We start from the raw sequence: 311 nt of genomic DNA, 5'->3' as shown, positions 1-311 counted from the left end.
GCTGTTGTAGCATCTTGCTTGCTAATATTAATACTAATAGGGCTTGATGGTTCATTAATTGTAGCACCTATAGTAGCTGTACAGCCATTAACGTCAGTAACCGTTACATTATAAGCACCAGCATTGACATTATTTAAATCTTCGGTAGTTGTCCCATCGATGTCAGACCATAAATATGTAAACGGAGGCGTACCGCCATTAACATCTACATCGATACTTCCTGTTTTTTCACCGTTACACAATACGTCTGTAACCGTATTTACCGATAATGTCAGTACGGGATGAGACACAGTAATAGTTTGTACATGCTG

At 38.9% G+C, this 311-nt stretch carries 1 protein-coding gene; it reads right to left on the bottom strand.

Translation table 11 applies throughout. From position 1 onward, the window contains the following. Window positions 1-311 (bottom strand): SprB repeat-containing protein (locus LBV24_RS15175; RefSeq protein ID WP_224479496.1); only part of this gene is annotated, 311 nt, incomplete at both ends.

This window comes from Winogradskyella vincentii (genome assembly GCF_020166345.1).
GTDB classification, from domain to species: domain Bacteria; phylum Bacteroidota; class Bacteroidia; order Flavobacteriales; family Flavobacteriaceae; genus Winogradskyella; species Winogradskyella vincentii.
The sequence above is the reverse complement of the archived record's forward strand: the minus strand, read 5'-3'. Positions and strand labels throughout refer to the sequence as shown.